This is a genomic window from Streptomyces durocortorensis (assembly GCF_016901035.1).
In the GTDB taxonomy this organism is placed as follows: domain Bacteria; phylum Actinomycetota; class Actinomycetes; order Streptomycetales; family Streptomycetaceae; genus Streptomyces; species Streptomyces durocortorensis.
Map to the genome: position 1 here is coordinate 1 of NZ_JAFEUF010000166.1, position 16,510 is coordinate 16,510.

Sequence of the window (16,510 nt, forward strand, 5' to 3'; positions counted from 1 at the left end):
GCGTTGGCGGGGGGTGTTCCGCATGTGGGTGTGGTGCGGGGTGTTGCTCGTTCGCGGGTTTCTGCGGTGTTTGTGTTTCCCGGTCATGGGGCGCAGTGGGCGGGGATGGGTGCGGAGTTGCTGGAGCGGGAGCCGGTGTTCGCCGATGCGATGGCGGAGTGTGGGCGGGTGTTGGAGCCGTTCACCGGTTTTTCGTTGGTGGAGGTGGTGCGGTCGGGGGTGGGGCTGGAGCGGGCTGAGGTGGAGCAGCCGGTTTTGTGGGCGGTGATGGTGTCGCTGGCGAGGCTGTGGGCTTCGGTGGGTGTGGTGCCGTCCGCGGTGGTGGGTCATTCGCTGGGGGAGATCGCGGCGGCGGTGGTTGCGGGCGGGTTGTCGTTGGAGGACGGGGCCCGGGTGGTGGCGTTGCGGGCGCGGGTGATTGCCGAGGAGTTGGTGGGGCTGGGGGGGATGGTGTCGCTCGCTCTGCCGGTTTCGGAGGTGGAGGAGCTGGTGGGCCGGTGGCCGGGGTTGTCGGTGGCGGCGGTCAATGGTCCGGGTTCGACGGTGGTGTCGGGTGATGTGGCGGGTGTTGAGGGGCTGTTGGCGCACTGTGTGGGTGCGGGGGTCAGGGCTCGGCGGGTAGCGATCGATTATGCGTCGCATTCGGTGCAGGTGGAGCGGGTGCGGGAGCGGTTGCTGGAGGTGCTGGCTCCGGTGGTGCCGGTGTCTTCGGGGGTGCCGTTCTTCTCGTCGGTGTCGGGGGAGCGGTTGGACACTGCGGGGCTGGACGCGGGTTACTGGTATGAGAATTTGCGGGGCAGGGTGCGGTTCGGGGATGCGGCGGATGTGCTGCTGGCCGAGGGGCGCACGGTGTTCCTGGAGGTCAGTGCGCATCCGGTGCTGGCGGTGGGTCTGCAGGAGACGATGGAGGCCGCGGGCCGTTCCGGGGTGGTGCTGGGCACGTTGCGCCGGGGCGAGGGCGGACCTGAGCGGTGGATGACCGCGCTGGCCGAGGCACACGTCCACGGCCTCCCCGTCAACTGGCGCACCGTTCTGGAGGACCGCACCGGCAGCGGCGTCCAGCTGCCCACCTACCCGTTCCAGCGGGAACGCTTCTGGCCCGAGAGCCGGGCGCTGCCGGCCGACGTCTTTGCCATGGGCCTTGACCGCGCCGACCACCCGATGCTCGGCGCGGCGGTGCCGGTGGCCGGCACGGACGGGGTACTGCTCACCGGGCGGATCGCCGCCGACACCCACCCGTGGATCGCCGATCACGTCCTGCTGGGCACCGTCCTGCTGCCCGGCACCGCCCTGATCGAACTCGCCGTCCGGGCCGGCACGTCGGCCGGCTGCCCCCACCTGGACGACCTCGCCCTGGAGGCCCCGCTCACCCTGCCCGAGGGGCGGGCGGCCGTCCTGCAGGTCGTCGTCGGGGACAGCACCCCCACGCAGAGCACCCGCACCCTCACCGTCTACTCCCGCCTCGAGGGCGACGACGGAGCCTGGACCCGGAACGCCAGAGGCACGGTGCGCGCCGCCGCCCCTGCCGGGTACGTCCCGGAGCCGGTCCCATGGCCACCCACGGACGCAGAACCGGTCGACCTGACCGGGTTCTACGAACCCACCGCCGACAGCGGCTACGGATACGGACCCGCCTTCCGGGGCCTGCGCTCCGTCTGGCGGCGGGACGACGAAGTGTTCGCCGAGGTCACCCTTCCCCACGAAGTCCGCGCCGACGCCGCGGGATTCGCTCTGCACCCCGCCCTGTTCGACGCCGCCCTGCACGCCATCGGAGCCGGAGAACTTCTCTCCGGCACCAACGGGGTACAGATCCCCTTCGCCTGGCAGGGCGTCACCTCGTACGCGGCAGGCGGCACCGAACTGCGGGTCCGCCTCAGCCGGCACGCCGAACGCGAATCCGTGACCCTGGAAGCCGTGACCACCACCGGCGCCCCGGTGCTCCACGTCGAGTCGCTGGAGTTCCGCCCGGTCTCCGCCGCCCAACTGACCTCCGCGAACGGTCCCGGCGACGCGCTCTTCACCACCGAATGGAACTCCGCCGCCCCCGGCCCGTTCCCCGCGTCCTGGGCAGTGGTCGGCGGCGACATCCTCGGCGCGGCCGACCATCTGGCCGAGGAGGACCTCGCCGTCGAATGGCACGCCGACCCCGCCGCGCTGATCGAATACGTCGACGCGGGCATGAACGTACCCGAGGTCGTCCTCCTCTCCGGGGCGGGAACACCGGATGACGAAGACGCCGAGGCGGTGCACCACCGGGTGGCCGAGGTACTCGACACCGCACAGACCCTCCTCGGGGACCGGCGCTTCGACGAGTCCCGCATCGTGCTGCTCACCTGCGGGTCCGTCGCCGTCCGGGACGGTGAGGACATCACCGACCTGCCCGGCGCGGCCGCCCGGGGACTGCTCCGGTCGGCACATTCCGAACACCCCGGCCGGTTCGTACTCGTCGACACCGACGGGGACCTCACCGGGCTCGCCGAGGCACTCGTCCCCGGCGAGCCGGAGACCGCGCTGCGCGGCGGATCCCCACTGGTGCCACGCCTTGTCCGCGCCAGGCCGGTGGGCGAGCCCACGCTGCCCGCCGGAACCGTCCTGATCACCGGCGGCACCGGAGGCCTCGGCGGCCTGGTGGCCCGGCACCTCGCCGCCACCCACGGCATCACCGAACTGCTCCTGCTCAGCCGCTCCGGTCCGGACGCCCCCGGAGCCGCCGACCTCACCACCGATCTCGCCGCTCTCGGCGCGCGGGCCGAGATCGTGGCCTGCGACACCGCCGACGAGGACCGCCTCGCCGAGGTGCTGACCGGCCGGCGGATCGCCACCGTGGTGCATGCGGCGGGCGTCCTCGACGACGGCGTCTTCGAGTCGATGACACCCAAGCGCGTCACGGCGGTGCTGCGCCCCAAGACCGACGCGGCACTCCACCTGAGCAAACTGGCCGGGGCCGAACTGTTCGTGTTCTTCTCCTCCACCACCGGCACCTTCGGAGCACCCGGCCAGGCCAACTACGCCGCCGCCAACGCCGCTCTGGACGCGCTGGCCGCCAGGATCCGTGCCCGGGGCCGGGACGCCCTCTCCGTCGGCTGGGGCATGTGGGCCACCGGCACCGGCATGACCGGCCACCTCTCCGACGCCGAACGCGAGGACGCGACCGGCAGCGGAACCGCTCTGTCCGACCAGGACGGCCTCACTCTGCTCGACGCCGCCCTCACCACCGGCCGCTCCCACCTGGTGGCAGCACGCCTGGACCTGGCCGCCGTGCGGGCCCACGCGCACAGCGTTCCGGTTCCCGCACTGCTGCGCACCCTCGTTCCACCGCCGGCCCGGCGGACGGCCGAGGGGGAGAGGCAGGACACGTCGTCGCTCAGCACCCGCCTGGCCCCCCTCGACCCGTCCGAGCGGCGGCAGGTGGTGCTCGACCTGGTCCGTGGCCACGCGGCCGCGGTCCTCGGACACGCCTCCGCCGAGGCCATCCACCCCGAACTGGGCTTCACCGACCTGGGATTCAGCTCGCTCAGCGCGATCGAGATGCGCAACCAGCTCAGTGCCGCCACCGGCCTGCGACTGCCGACCACACTGGTCTTCGACCACCCGAACGCCGCCCGCCTCACCGACCACCTGCTGGAACAACTGGTGATCGAGAGCGCCGAGGCCGGCCCCGCCACGCTCCTGGCCGACCTGGACCGGCTCGACGCCGCCCTCGCCGGGACCAGCCCCGGGGACGAGACCCGCAGCCGCGTGATCTCGCGGCTGCACGCGCTGCTGGCCCGGCACGACACCGCGGACGACCCGGGCCTGGTCACCGCCGCCGCACACCTCGACGCGGCGGACGACGACAACCTCTTCGCCTTCATCGACAACGAACTGGGAGCCTGAGGCGATGCCGGACGAGACAGTCGGCGCACGTACCGTGTCCACCGAGGACAAGCTGCGGGACTACCTCAAAAGGGTCACCGCGGACCTCACCTCGGTGCGCCAACGCCTCCGTGCCGCGGAGTCCACCGAGCACGAGCCGATCGCCATCATCGGCATGTCCTGCCGCTTCCCCGGCGGGGTCGACTCGCCCGAGGCGCTGTGGCGCCTGGTGCGGGACGGCGTCGACGCGATGGGCGACTTCCCCGCCGACCGCGGCTGGGACCTGACGCCCTTCACCACCGGTATCGCCGCGGACGCGGACTTCACCCGGGAAGGGGGCTTCCTCGACGGCGTCGCCGACTTCGACCCGTCGCTGTTCAACATCTCGCCCCACGAGGCGCTCGCGATGGACCCCCAGCAGCGGCTGATGCTGGAAACCTCCTGGGAAGCCGTGGAACGCGCCGGCATCGACCCGCTGTCCCTGCGCGGGAGCCGCACCGGCGTCTTCACCGGTGTCATGTACAACGAATACTCCTCGCGTGTCATGTCCGTCCCGGACGAGGTCGCCGGGCACCTGGGCACCGGCAACAGCGGAAGCGTCGTCTCCGGCCGGGTCGCCTACACCCTGGGGCTGGAGGGCCCGGCCCTGACCGTGGACACCGCCTGCTCCTCGTCCCTGGTGGCGCTGCACCTGGCCATGCGGTCGCTGCGCAGCGGGGAGAGTTCACTGGCCCTGGCCGGCGGTGTCGCGGTCATGGTCACTCCCAACACCTTCGTCGACTTCGCCCTGTCCGGAGGCCTGGCGTCCGACGGCCGCTGCAAGGCCTTCTCCGCCGATGCGGACGGTACCGGCTGGTCCGAGGGGGTGGGGGTGCTGCTGGTGGAGCGGCTCTCCGACGCCGTACGCAACGGGCACGAGGTTCTGGCTGTGGTGCGCGGCTCCGCGGTCAACCAGGACGGCGCCTCCAGCGGCCTGACCGCACCGAACGGCCCCTCGCAGCAGCGGGTCATTCACCAGGCGCTCGCGGCTGCCCGGCTGACGGCTGCTGATATCGATGTGGTGGAGGCGCATGGCACGGGTACGACGCTGGGTGATCCGATCGAGGCGCAGGCGTTGCTCAACGCCTATGGGCAGGACCGGCCGCAGGGCCGTCCGCTGTGGCTGGGGTCGGTCAAGTCGAACATCGGGCACTCCCAGGCCGCGGCCGGTGCCGGTGGTGTGATCAAGATGGTGCAGGCGCTGCGCCACGGGGTGATGCCGCAGACCCTGCACGCGCAGGAGCCCACCCCGCACGTGGACTGGTCCTCGGGGGCCGTCGAGCTGCTGACCGAGGCACGGGAGTGGGACAGCGGGCAGCAGCCGCGCCGTGCCGCGGTGTCCTCCTTCGGCGTCAGCGGCACCAACGCCCACGTGGTGCTGGAGGAATACCGGGCACCCCAACCCGCCCAGGCATCCGCGGAGACGACCGCACCGGCCCGCCCCGCCCACCCGGCCACCCCCTGGATCCTGTCCGGGCGCACCCAGCAGGCCCTGCGAGGACAGGCCGGGCAACTGCTGAGCCACCTCCAGGACGCCGGGGAGGAGAACGCCCCCGCACCCGTGGACATCGGCTTCTCCTGCGCCACCACCCGGGCGATGCTGGAGCACTGCGCGGTGGTGCTGGCCGAGGACCACGCCGGGTTCCGCCGCGGCTTGACCGCGCTGGCCGAGGGCCGGGAGACGGCGGAGGTGATCGCCCGCACCCAGGACGCGGGGCAGGGCGGCACGGTGTTCGTCTTTCCCGGCCAGGGCTCGCAGTGGGCGGGAATGGCCGCGGAACTGCTGGACCAGGAGCCCGTGTTCGCCGAAGCGATGGCGCAGTGCCACCGGGCACTGGAACCGTTCACCGAATTCTCCCTGCTGGAGGTGGTGCGCGCAGAGGGCGCCGAGCTGGAGCGGGTGGAGGTGGTCCAGCCGGTCCTGTGGGCGGTGATGGTGTCACTGGCCAGGCTGTGGGCCTCGGTCGGCGTGGTGCCCGCCGCGGTGGTGGGGCACTCCCAAGGAGAGATCGCGGCGGCCGTGGTCGCCGGCGGGCTGTCCCTGGACGACGGGGCGCGGGTGGTGGCACTCAGGGCGCGTGCGGTCGCCCGGGAGCTGGCGGGGCAGGGCGGGATGGTGTCCCTCGCCCTGCCGGTCCTGGAGGCGCAGGAGCTGGCGGCGCGGTGGCAGGGGCTGTCGGTGGCGGTGGTCAACGGGCCCGGCTCCACGGTGGTCTCCGGCGACGCGGACGCTGTGGAGGAACTGCTGGCGCACTGCGCGGAAGAAGGGATCAGAGCACGGCGCATCCCGGTGGACTACGCCTCGCACTGCGCGCAGGTGGAGCAGATCCGCGAGCGGCTGCTGCACGACCTCGCCCCGGTCACACCGGTCTCCTCGACCGTGCCGTTCTACTCCACGGTGACCGGCCGGCGGAAGGACACCGCCGGGCTCGACGCGGACTACTGGTACGACAACCTGCGCAACACCGTCCGGTTCGAAGAGGTCACCCGCACCTTGCTGACCGAGGGGCGCACCCTGTTCCTGGAGGTCAGCCCGCACCCCGGGCTCAACCAGGGGATCAGTGAGAGCATCGAGGCCCTGGGACTGCGCGCCTCCGTCCTGTGCACCCTGCGCCGCGGCGAGGGCGGAGCCCGGCGCTGGCTCACCGCCGTCGCCGAGGCAGCCGTGCACGGCGTCCGCGTCGACTGGGCCGCCGTGTACGCCGGCCGCGGCGGCACCCGCGTCGAACTGCCCACCTACGCCTTCCAGCGCCGCCGCTACTGGCTGGACACCGTCGAACTCGAACCACCCGCCGCGGACCACTCCCAGGACCGGTTCTGGTCCGCCGTCGAGCAGGAGGACCTGCCCGCCCTCCAGCGCATGCTCGACGTGAGCGGCCGGACCCCGCTCGAGGAAGCGCTGTCCGCCCTCTCCACATGGCACCGCCGAGACCGCGAGCGCAGCCGGATCGAGAGCTGGCGCTACGCGACCGCCTGGACCCCCACCCAACTCCCCGCCGGGCGGCTCGACGGCCGCTGGGTGGTGGCCGTACCGCCCGACCACCGGGCACACCCCATGGTCACCGCCGTCACCGAGACCCTGGCAGCGGCCGGCGCCGCCCCCGAACTGCTGCCCGTCTCCCACCAGGACGAGCGCGGCGCCCTCGCCGAGCGGCTGCGCGGCGCGAGCGGCGTGCTGTCACTGCTCTTCCTCACCGACGGTCACGCCCCCGGACATCCCGCCACCCCGGCCGCCTTCGCCCTCACCATCACCCTGCTGCACGCCGCGCACGACACCGGCGAACCGCTGCGCCTGTGGTGCGCCACCTCCGGCGCCGTCGCCGCCGGGCCCGGGGACACGGTCACGCACCCGGACCAGGCTCTGACCTGGGGCCTCGGCCGGGTCACCGCCCACGAGTACACCCAGTGGGGCGGGCTGGTCGACCTTCCCGCCGAACCCGAGCCGCGCGCGCTCGCCCGGCTCGCCGCCGTCCTCGCCGGCACCGACGAGGACCAGGCGGCGATACGCGCCACCGGAGTCTTCGTGCCCCGCCTGCGCCGAGCCGAGCCGACCCCGCTCCGACGGGTGTGGCAGCCGTCAGGCACCGTACTGGTCACCGGCGGCACCGGCGGCGTCGGCACACACGTCGCCCGGTGGCTCGCCGCCTCGGGCGCCGAACACCTGCTGCTCCTCAGCCGGCGCGGCCCCGAGGCCCCCGGCGCGGCAGAACTGGCCGCCGAACTCAGGGAGTCGGGCACCGAGGTCACCGTGGCCGCGGTGGACGCGGCCGACCACGACGCGCTGGCCGCCGTCGTCGCCGACCTGCCCCCCGACCGGCCGCTGACCGCCGTCTTCCACGCCGCCGGCGTCGTCGACTCGAGCATCGTGGACTCGCTCACCCCGGACCGCGTCGAGACCGCGCTGCAGGCCAAGGCCGCCAGTGCCCTCAACCTGCACCGGATCACCGCGGACCTCGACCTGTCGGCCTTCGTCCTCTTCTCGTCGCTCGCCGGCGTTTTCGGCTCGGCCGGGGAGGGCAACTACGCCCCCGGCAACGCCTTCCTGGACGCCTTCGCGCAGTACCGCCGCTCCCAGGGCCTCCCCGCGACCTCGGTGGCCTGGGGCTCATGGGCGGGCGGCGGCATGGCCGAGGGCGACTTCGGTGACGTCCTGGAGCGCCACGGCATCTTCCGCATGGAGCCCGAACTCGCCCTGGCGGGACTGCGTACGGCGCTGGAACGCGATGAGACCGCGCTCGCCCTCGCCGACATCCGCTGGGAGGTCTTCTCCTGGTTCTTCACCGCCACCCACCCCAGCCGCCTGCTCGACGAACTCCCCGACGTGACCAAGCTCCGCCGGACATCTCAGCAGAGCCCCGCCCAGGACCCCGCCGCCGACCAGGAGAGCCTGCCGCCGGCCCAGCGGCTGGCGGGAGCCTCGGAGGCCGAGCGCAACCGGTTCCTGCTCGAACTGGTCCGTGACCAGGTGGCGCTCGTGCTCGGCTACGAGTCGGGCTCCGAGGTGGAGCCGGGCCGGGCACTGGGCGAACTCGGCCTCACCTCGGCGGGCGCCGTCGAACTGCGCAACCGTCTCACTTTCACCACCGGCCTGCGCATCTCCGCGACCGCCGTCTTCGACCATCCCAGCCCGCTGGCCCTCTCCCGCTTCCTGGCCACCGAGATCACCGGCGCGACCGCCGACGGCAGCCCTGAGGCCGCCGCTCCCGCGGTGCCCGCACCTGACAGCGCCCCCGTCGCGGACGACCCGATCGTCATCGTCGGCATGGCCTGCCGCTTCCCCGGAGGCGTCCGCTCCCCGGAAGACCTGTGGAAGCTGGTCGAGTCCGGCACCGACGCGATGGGCGACTTCCCCACCGATCGAGGCTGGGACCTCGACGCGCTCGGCGGCGACTACCCGCACACCGGCGGCTTCCTTCCCGACGCGACCGCCTTCGACGCCGAACTGTTCGGCATCTCGCCGCGCGAGGCGCTCGCCATGGACCCCCAGCAGCGACTGCTCCTCGAAGCCTCCTGGGAGGTACTGGAGTACGCGGGCATCCACCCCCGGTCACTGGCCGGTTCACGCACGGCCGTGTACGCCGGCACCGGCGGTCAGGACTACCTGAGCGTGCTGGCGGCCGACCCCGAGGCCGGCGACGGCTACCTGGTCACGGGCGGTTCCCCCAGCGTGCTGTCCGGACGGGTCGCCTACGCCTTCGGGCTGGAGGGCCCGGCCGTGACAGTGGACACGGCATGCTCCTCGTCCCTGGTCGCGCTCCACCTGGCCTGCCAGTCGCTGCGGTACCAGGAGAGCGACCTCGCCCTGGTCGGCGGGGTCAACGTGCTCTCCATGCCGTCCGTCTTCGCCGAGTTCAGCAAACAGCGCGGCCAGGCCGCCGACGGCCGCTGCAAGGCGTTCTCCGCCTCCGCGGACGGTGCCGGATGGGGCGAGGGCGTCGGCGTACTGCTGGTGGAGCGGCTCTCCGACGCCCGCCGGCTCGGGCACGAGGTGCTGGCCGTGGTCCGCGGCAGCGCCATCAACTCCGACGGCGCCTCGAACGGCCTGACAGCGCCGAACGGCCCCTCGCAGCAGCGGGTGATCCGCGCGGCGCTGGCCTCGGCCGGACTGGAGGCGACCGACGTCGACCTGATGGAGGCCCACGGCACGGGTACGCGGCTCGGTGATCCGATCGAGGCACAGGCCCTGCTGGCGACGTACGGCAAGAACCGCACCGAACCCCTCTACCTGGGATCGGTGAAATCCAACATCGGCCACACCCAGGCCGCCGCCGGCGTCGTGGGCGTGATCAAGGCCGTCATGGCACTGCGCCACGGTGTGCTGCCCCGCACCCTGCACGCGGACGAGCCGACCCCCGAGGTCGACTGGACGTCCGGCAGGGTGGAACTGCTCACCGAGAACCGCACCTGGCCGCGGACGGCCCGTCCGCGCCGGGCCGGCGTCTCCTCCTTCGGGATCAGCGGGACCAACGCGCACACCATCCTGGAACAGGCCCCGGAAACGGCCCAGGCCCCCGTCCGCGCACGAGGCGACCGCCCGCACCTCCCGCTGCCCCTCCCACTGTCCGGCGCCACGCCGGACGCACTCGCCCGCCAAGCCGCCCTGCTCGCCGGCCTGGACGCGGACCCCGCCGACCTGGCGCACTCCCTGGCCACCACACGCGCCGAACTGGCCCACCGCGCCGTGGTCTTCGCCCCCCACACAGCCGCACTGACAGCCCTCGCCCTCGGCGAGCACACCCAGGACACAGTGTCCGACAAGACCGTCCACGGCTCCCTCGCGCTGTTGTTCTCGGGTCAGGGGTCGCAGCGGCCTGGGATGGGCCGCGAGCTGTATGAAGCGTTCCCGGTGTTCGCGGATGCTTTTGATGCGGTGTGTGCCCGGGTGGATGTGGGCCGGCCGTTGCGTGGGGTGGTGTTCGGGGAGGATGCGGGTCTGCTGGAGCGGACGGTGTTCGCTCAGGCGGGGTTGTTCGCTGTGGAGGTGGCGCTGTTCCGGCTGGTGGAGTCCTGGGGGGTGACCCCGGATGTTCTGGTGGGGCACTCGGTCGGTGAGCTGGCCGCCGCGCATTGTGCGGGGGTGCTGTCTCTGGACGACGCGTGTGCCTTGGTGTCGGCGCGCGGCAGGCTGATGGACGCGCTGCCCGCCGGCGGGGCGATGCTCGCCGTGGAGCTGGCCGAAGAAGCACTCGTCCTGCCGGACGGGGTGGATCTCGCGGCGGTCAACGGCCCCGCCTCGGTGACGGTCTCGGGTGACGCGGAAGCCGTCGCCGGACTGGAGGAGCAGCTTCGGGCGGGCGGTGTGCGGGTGAAGCGGCTGGCGGTCTCGCACGCGTTCCACTCCCGTTTGATGGAGCCGATGCTGGCCGAGTTCACCGCGGTCGCCGAGTCGTTGACGTATCACGCCCCGCAGATCCCGGTCCGCACCACCGCCCCTGGTGACCTGGCCACCCCCGGCTACTGGGTGGGACAGATCCGCGAACCCGTCCGCTTCGCCGACGCACTCGCCTCGCTCACCGGCGTACGGACAGCACTGGAACTCGGCCCCGACGCAGTGCTCTGCGCCCTCGTGCAGGAGCAGGCCCCCACCCTGGCCGCCTTCCCAGCTCTGCGCCCGGAGCGCCCCGAGGCCCACACCCTCGTCCGCGCCCTCGCCCGCCTGCACACCCGGGGCATCCCCGTGGACTGGGCCGGCTACCTCGCCCCCTTCAACGGCGCCCGCATCGCCCTGCCCACCTATCCCTTCGCACGCCGGCGGTACTGGCCCACGCCTGTGTCCGCTCCCCGCCCCGCCGCCGCGGAGAACCCGGCCGAACGGGACTTCTGGGCGGCCGTGGAATCGACCGACGCCGATGCCGTCGCCGGTGCACTGTGCCTGGACGACGAGCAGCGCGACGGCCTCGGCGCCGTCCTGCCCGCTCTCGCCGCCTGGCGGGAGAGAGGCCGCCACAAGGCCACCACCGACGCCTGGCGCTACCGCGTCGGCTGGAGCCCGGTCACCGACCGGCAGGCACGGCTGACCGGAACCTGGCTCCTGGCCACCGGCGGCGAGATGCCCGGCGGGGTCGTGGACGGCCTACGCGGCGCAGGAGCCCACATCGTCGAGATGACAGAACTCGGCGCGGACCGCACGGAGTGCGCGGACACGCTGGCCGCTCTGGCATCGGCCGCCGCCGAGCGTGACCGTCCCGTCGCCGGGGTGCTCGCCCGCGTGGACACCGTCGCGGACCTGCTGCGGCTCATCCAGGCCCAGGGCGACGCCGGACTCGCCGCACCACTGTGGTGCCTCACCTCCGGTGCGGTCACCGTCACAACCGGTGACACATGCGACCCGTCAGCGGCCCAGCTGTGGGGCCTCGGCCGGGTCGCCGCGCTCGAACACCCCGACCGCTGGGGTGGTCTGGTCGACGTGCCGACCCACCTCGACCCGCGAGCGGCCGGCCGACTGGTCCAGCTGCTGGCCGGAGACTCGAGTGAGGACCAGGCGGCCATCCGGCCGACGGGCCTGCACGCCCGCCGGCTGCGGCGTGCCCCCACCGGCGCCGCCGCACAGACGCAGCCTGCCCAGTGGCACGCCGACGGCCCGGTCCTGGTCACCGGCGGCACCGGCGCACTGGGCGGCAAGGTCGCCCGGCTGCTGGCCGAACGCGGCGCCACCCGCCTCGTCGTGGCGAGCCGGCGCGGCCCCGCCGCACCCGGTGCGTCCGAACTGGTCGCGGACCTCTTGGAGCGTGGCTGCGACGCCCTCGTCGTCTCCTGCGACCTGAACGACCGCGACGCAGTTGCCGAGCTGCTGGAGCGCCACCCCGTGACCGCGGTCGTCCACGCCGCGGGCATCGTCGACGACGGCGTGCTCGACGCGCTGACACCGCAGCGGCTCGCCGCAGTGCTCGACGCCAAGGCCCGCTCCGCCGACATACTGGACGAACTCACCGGCGAGCTCACCGACTTCGTCGTCTTCTCCTCGGTCGCGGGCGTCATCGGCAGCGCCGGGCAGGGCCCCTACGCGGCCGCCAACGCACACCTCGACGCCCTGGTGGAACGCCGCCGCGCCCGGGGCATGCCCGGCACCGCCATCGCCTGGGGCGCCTGGGCCGGAGCCGGCATGGCCGCCGACCCGGCCGCCGCCGCCCGGCTGGCGCGCGGCGGACTGCCCGCCATGGAGGAGAGCCGGGCACTGGAGGCACTGACCACCGCCCTGACCGAGCGGGACGGCACGCTGGTCGTCGCCGACATCGACTGGGAACGCTTCGTTCCGGGCTTCACCGCGGTACGACCGAGCAAGCTGTTCGCCGAACTCCCCGAGGCCGTCCCGGTCGTCCGCGGAGCCCAGGCCGGCGATCCCGTCGCACTCGCCGCGCAGGGCTCGGACACCGCCGAGCAGGCCCGCGACGTGGAGCACCTCGTCCTGGAGACCGTCGCAGGCGTCCTCGGCCACGGTTCACCGGCGGACGTGGACCGCGAACGCGCCTTCCACGACATGGGCTTCGACTCCCTCACAGCCCTGGAACTGCGCAACCTCCTGGCATCCCGGACCGGGCTGACCCTGCACGCCGGCCTCGTCTTCGACTTCCCGACCCCCAGCGCCCTGGCCGAACACCTGCTCACCCTGCTGTCCGAGGAAGCGGCCGCCCCCGACGCCCCCTCGGCCGGGGGCCGTCGCCGGACGGACTCCACCGAGCACGAGCCGATCGCCATCATCGGCATGTCCTGCCGCTTCCCCGGCGGGGTCGACTCACCCGAGGCGCTGTGGCGCCTGGTGCGGGACGGCGTCGACGCGATGGGCGACTTCCCCGCCGACCGCGGCTGGGACCTCGACTCCCTGCTCGGCCAGGACGGCCCCTCGCGCACCCGCTCGGGCGGCTTCCTCGACGACATCGCCGCCTTCGACGCGGGCCTGTTCGGCATCTCCCCACGCGAGGCACTCGCCATGGACCCGCAACAGCGGCTGCTGCTGGAGACCGCCTGGGAGGCGTTCGAACGCGCGGGCATCGACCCCACCTCGGTGCGCCGCAGCGAAACCGGAGTGTTCGCGGGCACCAACGGCCAGGACTACCTGGCGCTGCTGCTCGGCTCCGAGGCCGCCACCGAGGGACACCTGGGCACCGGCAATTCCGCCAGCGTCCTCTCCGGCCGGGTTTCCTACACGTTCGGTCTGCGCGGGCCCGCCCTCAGCGTGGACACCGCCTGCTCCTCGTCCCTGGTGGCGCTGCACCTCGCCGCCCGGTCCCTACGGGCGGGGGAGTGCTCGATGGCCCTGGCCGGCGGCGTCACCACGATGCCGTTGCCCGGCACCTTCATCGAGTTCAGCACCCAGGGCGCACTCTCCTCCGACGGCCGCTGCAAGGCCTTCTCCGACGACGCCGACGGCACCGGCTGGGGAGAGGGCGCCGGCCTGCTCCTGATGGAGCGGCTCTCGGACGCGGAGCGCAACGGGCACCGTGTGCTGGCGGTCGTCCGGGGGTCGGCCGTCAACCAGGACGGCGCGTCCAACGGTCTGACCGCGCCGAACGGCCCGTCACAGGAACGGGTGATCCGGGCGGCGCTGGCCGACGCGCGGCTGACCGCCGCCGAGGTGGACGCCGTGGAGGCCCACGGTACGGGCACGAAGCTCGGCGACCCCATCGAGGCGCAGGCGCTGCTGGCCGCCTATGGGCAGGACCGCGAAGAGCCCCTGTACCTGGGGTCGTTGAAGTCGAACATCGGGCATACCCAGGCGGCTGCGGGTGTCGCGGGCGTCATCAAGATGGTGGAGGCGCTGCGGCACGGAGTGCTGCCCGCCACCCTCCACGTGCGGGAACCGTCCTCGCAGGTGGACTGGTCGGCGGGGGCTGTGGAGCTGCTGACCGGTGAGCGGCGGTGGCCGGAGACGGACCGGCCGCGCCGGGCGGGTGTGTCCTCGTTCGGGATGAGCGGCACCAACGCACACGTGATTCTGGAGGCCGCGCCACAGGCTGCCGTCGCGCCCGCCGTCGCCGCGGAGGAACCGTCCGGCGTCGGCGAAGTGGTGCCGTGGCTGCTGTCGGGGCGGACCGAGGACGCACTGCGGGGGCAGGCGGAGCGTCTGCTGTCCCTCGACGGCGCCGATCCCGTGGATGTGGGCTGGTCGCTGGCCACCGGGCGCGCGGTGCTGGACCGGCGTGCGGTGCTGCTGGGACCTGATCACGCGGCTCAGCTGCGGGCGCTGGCGGCCGCGGAGGAGACCGCCGGTGTGCTGCGGGGCGATGTGGTGCGCGGCAGCACGGTGTTCGTGTTCCCGGGACAGGGTTCCCAGTGGGTCAGGATGGCGGCCGAACTGCTGGCCGCGGAGCCGGTGTTCGCCGCCCGGATGGACCAGTGCCACCGGGCGCTGGAGCCGTTCACCGACTTCTCGCTGCTGGAGGTGGTGCGGGGCGAGGGCGCTGACCTGGAGCGGGTCGAGGTCGTGCAACCGGTGTTGTGGGCGGTGATGGTGTCGCTGGCCGGGCTGTGGGCTTCGGCGGGCGTTCTCCCGTCCGCGGTGGTGGGCCATTCGCAGGGAGAGATCGCGGCTGCGGTGGTGGCGGGGGCGCTGTCGCTGGAGGACGGGGCGCGGGTCGTGGCGCTGCGGGCACGTGCCATCGCCGACGAGCTGGCCGGGTTCGGAGGAATGGTGTCGCTGGCTGTTTCCCGCGACGCGGCGCAGGAACTGGCCGGCCGCTGGGAAGGGCTCTCGGTCGCGGCGGTCAACGGTCCCGGTTCGACGGTCGTCTCGGGGAACGTGGCAGGGGTGGAGGAACTGGTCGCCCACTGCGCGGCGTCCGGGATCCGGGCACGCCGCCTGCCGGTGGACTACGCGTCGCACTCGGTGCACGTGGAGCGGCTGAGGACACGCCTCCTGGCCGACCTCGGGGACGTGGACCCGGTGCCCTCCGCCGTGCCGTTCTACTCGGCGCTCACCGGCGGACGGATCGACACCACCACCCTGGGCGCCGAGTACTGGTACGACAACCTGCGCGCCACCGTCCGCTTCGAGGACGCCACCCGCGCCCTGCTGGACGACGGGCACCGGCTGCTGATCGAGGTCAGCCCCCACCCTGTGCTCACCGTCGGCCTGAGGGAGACCCTGGAGGACGCGGACCTCCCCGGCGCCGTCCTGTGCACCCTGCGGCGCGGCGAGGGAGGACGCGAACGCTGGCTCACCGCGCTCGCGGAGGCCCACGTACGCGGTGTCGGGGTCGACTGGGAAGGCCTCCTCCTCGGGGGCCGCTCGGTCGATCTGCCCACCTACGCCTTCGATCGCGACCGCTACTGGCCCGACCCCGTCGAGCGCTCCGCCGCCGGACCCGCCGCCGGTCCCGGAGGAACCGGCCAGGCCGAGCAGGCGTTCTGGAACGACATCGAACGCGGCGACACCGCCGCTGTCGCCAGGACCCTGGGGATCGACGCACCGGGCCTGGACCAGGTGCTGCCCGCCCTCGCCACCTGGCGGCGTGCACGCCACCAGGAGTCCACCGTGGACTCCTGGCGCTACGAGGTGACCTGGCGCCCCCTGGTCGGCCTGCCGTCCACCGCGCCGACGGGACGATGGATGCTCGTCCTCCCGCAGACCGGCGCGGAGGAAGAGACACAGACCGCACGCACCGCACTGGCCCGCGCCGACATCACCGAGATCCACCTCCCCGCCGACACCGGACGGGACGAACTGGAAGCCACACTCAGGCAGCTGACCGAGACGGGCGAGTTCACGGGAGTCGTCTCCCTGCTGGCGTTCGCCCAGCGGCCGTACCCCGCCGACGAGATCCTCGCCGCCGGGACCGCCGACACCGTCACCCTGCTGCAGGCGCTCGGCGACGCCGGGATCGGCGCACCCCTGTGGTGCCTCACCCGCAGCGCGGTCAGCGTGGGCCGCTTCGACACAGCGGTGAACGGCGACCGGGCCATGCTGTGGGGCCTGGGCCGGGTGGCCGCGCTGGAGCACCCCGACCGCTGGGGCGGACTGATCGACCTGCCCGAGACCGCGGACACCCGATCGGACGCCCGGCTCGGCGCGCTCCTGGCGGGCGCCGCCGAGGACGAGGACCAGCTGGCCGTACGCCCCGCCGGAGTGTTCGCACGCCGGCTACGCCGCGCCGCCCCGGCCCCCTTCACGGCCCCATGG

At 73.4% G+C, this 16,510-nt stretch carries 2 protein-coding genes; both read left to right on the top strand.

Translation table 11 applies throughout. The features are described 5' to 3' along the window. Positions 1–72: 72 nt before the first annotated feature. Complete coding sequence (locus JS521_RS25405; RefSeq protein WP_307847950.1) at positions 73–3,876, top strand: type I polyketide synthase; 3,804 nt, start codon at positions 73–75, stop codon at positions 3,874–3,876. A 4-nt stretch (positions 3,877–3,880) separates the two neighbouring features. Next, the coding region (locus tag JS521_RS36825) for a type I polyketide synthase (protein WP_239487818.1) at positions 3,881–16,510 on the top strand (12,630 nt) is incomplete at its 3' end.